The following is a 5,594-nucleotide window of genomic DNA, read 5'->3' as shown; positions in this document are numbered from 1 at the left end:
CCTCGTCCCAGGTGTCGGCGAGCGGGACGGCGACCCGCTGGACGCCGGCGATAGCGTCCTTTCCTAGTGCGAGGGAGATCCCGCCGGGGTCTTCGTGATAGTTGAGGTAGCGGCTGACGTCGATTCCCGGCGGGCAGGCCTCGTCGAGCGCGACGTCGCCGACGAAGTTCCGGGGTCGATGAGCCAGTCGGCTCGCACCCTGACTGTCGGTTCGAGGCGAACGCGATAGAGGTAGAACTGGCTGCCGTGATCGGCCTGGCCTTCGATGCGCCGCAGCATGTTGTGGATGGCGGCCTCGTATGTGCCGACATGGAGGGCCTTGCTCCTCTGGCGAGCGGCCCAGGCAGCGACCTGTCGGTCACCACCCATCAATTGTCGGGTTTCGGCAGTCAGACTCGCCGCGGGGTCGAAGTTCTTTGGTGGCCAGTTCGGATGGGTGCTTGTGTGGTACCAGGACAGCCGCGCGACGAGGTCGTCGTTCAGCGCGGGGTCTGCGGGATCGATCGTCACTCGGGGCGCGTCCTCGTGCTCGCATGTCAGGGCGCAGCCGGGGCATTTCTCCTGTCCCTGCTTCCATCGGTCGATCCAGTCCAAGTCGACGAGGAACTGTTGACCGCAGGATCCGCACAGCATGTGCCGGTCGCGCGAGAAGTCGATCAGCCGTTCCATGGTTCTATCCTTCGGTCGCACTGAGTCCTAGATGAGCTTCGCGGGACCACCTGCACCGGCGTGAATCCTGAGCTCGAGTTGGTTTCGTGCCGAGATGTCTACGTGCCGGCGGATTCTTTGATGCTCGTGTTGCTGATCGGCACGTCGATCCGGTCGCGGGCGACGACGACGCCGTCTTTGACGACGTAGCACTCGACGACGTGCTCGCCCTTGAAGTTCGAATGTTCCACCCGGGTGTTCGGCCTGGTCGATTCGACGATCTGCCCTCGAATCGCGTCTCGTCGCTCGGCTTCCGGCCCACGGTTGAGTACCTTCCACTTCAGGGTGTAGGGCTCTTCGACCGAGCAACTGGTGACAACGAACCTCAGGCTCTTGTCGGCCTTGAGGAGGAGCCCGCCGCGGCGCATTGCACGGAGCCAGGTTGGACGCCAGCCGGCCTGCGTCACCTCACAGTCGATGACCACCGTCTCTGTGACGTCGACGGGGAAGCGGTCCTCGATGAACTGCTCGGTGTTCCGGTACGACCTGGCCGCCTCGCTCGCGGTCGTGGCCAATGGCACGGACGTCCCGAAGATATCGCGCCACTTCTTGTTCGCCGCGGCCTTGCCTTCGGCCTCGATCGCCTCGAGGCAGCGGTGGTACGCCTTCTTGGCCTTCGGCTGGAACCTCGCCTTGACGTTCACTCGCTGTCGGCTGCCCAGCGCCAGGTAGTAGTCCTGCTCCGGTTCGTCTTTGAGGAATGCGAAGAAGTCGCGGGCCATGAGGTCGAATGAGCCGGTGCCCGCCGAGTCGTAGTCGGTGGTCTGCGCGAAGAAGTTGTAGACCAGGGTGTCGATGAGCAGGCCACCCATGTTCACGCCGTTCGCGTTTTTCCACGCCCGAACCATCCGCGCGAGGTGGCGCATGTTTGTCGAGGTGCGGTCGTTGCATTCCTTCGTCGCCGCGATCTCCTTGCGCGGCTTGGTGGGCTTCCAGTCATTGGCCTTCGTGTCCGGGTAGTCGAAGCTGCCGTTGGCGTTCTCGAACGCGGGTTGGACCTCGAACTTGAAGGCGTTGCTCGTGAATTGCACGCGTACGACGCACTGGTCGACCCGGACCGAGGTGTTCGGGTACCGAGCCTGGAGGTCGTCGCGGACTCGCTCCAGCATCCGGCGCGGGCCGGTCTCGTTGCTGTAGCCGGAGCGGATCCCGGGAGGGAGGATGAAGATCATGTCGAGGTCGGACACGCCCTTGATAGCGGTGTGCCGGCCGAACGATCCGACCATCAGCTTGTAGTCGGTGCAGGCGTTCTTGGAGCGGAAGTCCTTGTTGAGTGCCTTGGTGATCTCGTCCCGGCGCGCGGCCACCGCTGCTGCGGTTTCCCCTACCTTCAGGTTCGCTAGCAGCGTGTCGAAGATTTCGGACGTCTTCATGGTCACACCCCGCCCTCATCGAGCCGAAGCGCCGTCGGGAGGAAGAGATCGATCTCGCGCGAGGTGAACGTCATCTCCTCGTTGTTCTTCAGCCCGTCCTGGGCGCGGGAGAACGCTGTGCCGCTTGTCCGCGGCGCGGTCGCGTAGACCTCGCGCGCTTCTTCCTGCAACCTGTCGCGCCGCGACCTGGCGTCCGCGTCGGAGATCTCGCCGGACATCAGATCGGCGATGAGCGAGATGTAGGACTCCCGCACGTCCCAGAGTCGGGAGGCGACCCCCCGGTGGGCGTCGGCCTCCTCCTTGAAATTGAAGGTCGTCGCCCCCAAGCTCATCCAGCTGACCAGAAGTGCAATGAACGAGGTCGCGAGAGTGGTCAGCATCGCACTGCCGAGCAGGCCGGCCACTGCGGCCAGGAAGGTGCCGGAGCTGACCGCCGTGAGGCCGATGAGAATACCCTGCTGCCACCGATGCTTGGTGAAGCAGATGTCGGCCTGCTTCTCGTGAGTCTTGTGGCTGTACACCACTCGTCCGAATGATTCGCGCACCTGCGCAAGCAGGTAGGGATCCCAGTCTGGGACCGCAGCTTGCTCGTCGGTCAATTCGCTCCGATCCTTCGAAAATTTTAAAGCGCGCTCCACAAGTGAGCACGCCGGTTCTGAGTATGGCGGTGGCCACCGACACGTCGAAACGGCGTACTCGGCGTCGCGTACGAGCCGGCACCGCCGACTGCCGCGGACGTGACGACGCCCTGAACGCGAACGAGTCGATCATGGTGCGCCCGCTGCTCCGTCCGACTAGCGGGCGCAGCGGTAGGGAGGGCAGCCAAGGTCCGCTGGCCGGGGACGGGCATCGAGGTTGATGTCGCACTCGTTCAACGCAGTTCTATCCGAACGTCGTTCGCTTGGCGCGCCGCCCCGAGCTTTGTGGGGTACCCATCTTGGGCCATGGATGGTCGACGTCCAGGCCGCGCGCCCGCGGGATTCGCCGTGCGGTCGAGCGCGTCAACGAGTGGAATGCCGAGCCCGCGGACCTGGTCCCTGCGTGCAACCGTGCAAGGACGCATTGAGTTGGTCGTATAGTCGATCGGGGACCCGCCCCGGGGTACATCAACGGGACGCAACGTTCAGTTGACCGCTGCGCATACGGGTTCCCAGGGGCTACATCTTGACAAATTGGCGAGCGAGTTATTGAGGTCCTGCTACTGCGATGGTGCGGGACGCTGATGGTGGCAGCCGCATTGGTTCGAACGGAGGCCCTCTGGAAGAAACGCGTCGATCTCACCCGGGTTGAATGTCAACTCCTCGTTGTCTTTCAGAGCCTTCTGTGCCTTCTCGTAGGCGGCAGCGCTCGTGTCGGGGGCATGTTGGTAGAGGTCGTCGAGTTCCTGCTGCAGCTCGTCTCGCTGGGCACGAATCTCTTCAGGCGACATTCCCGCGGCCGCGTCCGCTATCAGGTTGATATACCGATCGCGGATGGATAGGAAGCTCTTCGCGGCGGCGCGGTGTCGCGACGCATCCTCCGCAGGGTTGAAGCTCAGCTGGAAGACCGTGAATCCGAGCGTTAGGGTGGCCAGTACAACGCTCACCATGAGAAATCCTGTCTGACCGATCGTTGCCGTACCGACGACGCCACCGAAAGTCAGGGCCGTCAGCGCGATGTTGACCCACTTCATCCTCGCCGCCTTCTTTGCAGCGATCTCGCGGTCCTTCTCATGAGTCTTGTGCGTATAGACGACCCGACCGAAGGTCTCACGGATGACGTCCAGGTTTCCGTCAGAATCCATACTGCGCACCGAAGATCTTCCTCCACTCAACTGCGGCGTTGTACTCGTCGCCGGCTGCCTCGAACGAACATGCCCGCTGCGCGTTCGCGAGCGCAGTCCTTGCCTTGCTAAGCCAGGCATCACCGTAGTAGCACTTTTCAGTGATCCCAGGGATCTCGCAGTAGTAGTTCGCGCGGTCGATGAGCTCCTCGAAGAAGTCTCTAACCATGTAGTCGTCCCAGGTCGACGACTTGCCTCGATTCGACCAACTTGCGAGGAACCTGACTGCCCGCAGCTCAAGGCACAGCGACTTGACGGGCACGTTGCAGTACTGCTGCCAGACCTTCATCATCTTTATCAGCCGGCGGGTCTGGCCGGACGATGCCGCGTCTGAATCATCGACGTTGCGGAACTCCTCGGCATAGCTCGACAGCTTCCAGCGCCCGCCCTCGCGGGTGTGCGGAATGTAGTACCGGTCTACCCCCTCAGTCACATTCTTGTAGTGCCAAGCTGGCAACACCTCGACGGTGTGTCCGTTGGCGAAATCTACGAGGACGATCGGCCCGTCGCCCTTCACATTCGTCGATGGGAACCGCGTACGCAGGATGCTCCGGATCTCTTGAAGCAGCGCGGACTGACCATTCGAGGCGTAGTCGTTGAAACGCGTAAACGTCGCTGACGGAATGCGGAAGATCATGTCGACGTCGCGGACGGGTCGGACCCGAGTCCGCTTGCCGTGTGAGCCAATCAGCAACTTGGTATCGCCGGTGTAGGCGCGCGTCGGGTAGTAGTGGTCGTGCAGCTTCTTCGCAACAGCGTTGCTCCGCGCCGTCGCTTCATCTCGCTCGATCTGGGTCAGCGAGATGTTGGACACGAACTTCTCGAACCGCGACGACGTACTCAATCCAGCCCCCTTTTTGACTTCCGACCCAGGGTTAAGACCGGAGGATGTCCATTTTAGGCGAACCGGTCACCTGTCCGGCACAGCCGCCTGCTGCATCGGGACGATTCATGTGTGCTGTGAGCTGGGGTGATGTCATGTCCAGGGGGCGGGTCGTCGTAGTGTGTGGCGATGGTTGTGTGGGTGGTCGAATCGGTGGTGGGTGTGGACGCAGCGGTTGCTGCGTTGTTGGAGTTGGCGATCGGTGGGGGTAGCGATCGTGTGGATCAGGCGTTGGAGCCGTACCGGCTCGGGCAGGTGGATGTGGCTGTGGCTCGTGCTGACGGGGAGGTTGTCGGTGTGGTGGGCTACATCCCCGACCGTGATCGAACCGAGTTGGTGCATATCGCTACTGCGTCGCGGGTTCGTCGTTCGGGTGTGGGAACGGCGCTGATCGCGTGGGTGGGCGAGCATTGTGGTTCGGGGGTGGTCGAGGCGCAGACCGATAGCGAATCGGTGGGTTTTTATCGGGCGTTGGGGTTCGAGGTGGAGTCGTTGGGGGAGTTGTATCCGGGTGTCGAGCGGTTCGCGGTGACGCTGCGGGGCTGAGGAGTATCGCCCTGTGTGGGGTGTGGTTCAGTGCTGTGAGCTGGGGTGATGGCATGTCCCGGTGTGGGCCCGGGGGTGGGGCCGGCGGGTGTGGGGGTGGTTTTGGTGCTGTTTTCGGTGTGTTTTTGAAATATGTTGTGGCGCAATGGTTGTTGTTAATTGTGTTGGTGGGCGGTGTGTTACCGGCGTAATGCGAACGTTAGTCCGACGATATCGGTTTATGTGGTTGGCGCGTAATGTAATTGGCGATTGTCTGCGTCCG

The 5,594-nt window shown here is 62.4% G+C and carries 6 protein-coding genes; 1 reads left to right on the top strand and 5 read right to left on the bottom strand.

Translation table 11 applies throughout. The features are described 5' to 3' along the window. Positions 1 to 63: 63 nt before the first annotated feature. The 5 genes from R1101_RS26980 to R1101_RS0115195 form a co-directional block, all read right to left on the bottom strand. On the bottom strand, positions 64 to 669 hold the full coding sequence (locus R1101_RS26980) for a hypothetical protein (protein ID WP_016934253.1): 606 nt from the start codon (positions 667 to 669) through the stop codon (positions 64 to 66). A 98-nt stretch (positions 670 to 767) separates the two neighbouring features. Then, positions 768 to 2,081 carry a nucleotide-binding domain-containing protein gene (locus tag R1101_RS0115210; RefSeq protein WP_037223689.1) on the bottom strand — a complete coding sequence of 438 codons (1,314 nt, stop codon included), beginning with the start codon at positions 2,079 to 2,081 and terminating at the stop codon, positions 768 to 770. Between the two features lie 2 nt (positions 2,082 to 2,083). Further along, positions 2,084 to 2,680 carry an SLATT domain-containing protein gene (locus R1101_RS0115205; RefSeq protein WP_016934251.1) on the bottom strand — a complete coding sequence of 199 codons (597 nt, stop codon included), beginning with the start codon at positions 2,678 to 2,680 and terminating at the stop codon, positions 2,084 to 2,086. A 599-nt stretch (positions 2,681 to 3,279) separates the two neighbouring features. Then, positions 3,280 to 3,864 (bottom strand): SLATT domain-containing protein, encoded by a 585-nt coding sequence (locus tag R1101_RS26975; protein WP_016934250.1) that lies wholly within the window; start codon positions 3,862 to 3,864, stop codon positions 3,280 to 3,282. Then, the gene (locus tag R1101_RS0115195) at positions 3,854 to 4,747 is read right to left on the bottom strand and encodes an SMODS domain-containing nucleotidyltransferase (protein WP_016934249.1); all 894 of its coding nucleotides are present in this window, start codon (positions 4,745 to 4,747) and stop codon (positions 3,854 to 3,856) included. Before R1101_RS0115195 ends, R1101_RS26975 begins: the two co-directional genes overlap by 11 nt. Positions 4,748 to 4,927: 180 nt before the next feature. On the opposite strand from R1101_RS0115195, the gene R1101_RS26970 reads away from it, so the two are divergent. Beyond that, the gene (locus R1101_RS26970) at positions 4,928 to 5,332 is read left to right on the top strand and encodes a GNAT family N-acetyltransferase (protein WP_157179164.1); all 405 of its coding nucleotides are present in this window, start codon (positions 4,928 to 4,930) and stop codon (positions 5,330 to 5,332) included. Positions 5,333 to 5,594: the final 262 nt, after the last annotated feature.

Origin of the sequence: Rhodococcus sp. R1101, from assembly GCF_000278445.1 — a bacterium.
Taxonomy (GTDB): Bacteria; Actinomycetota; Actinomycetes; order Mycobacteriales; family Mycobacteriaceae; genus Rhodococcus; species Rhodococcus gordoniae.
Note: the sequence above shows the minus strand (reverse complement) of the source record. Positions and strands in the feature narration are given on the sequence as shown.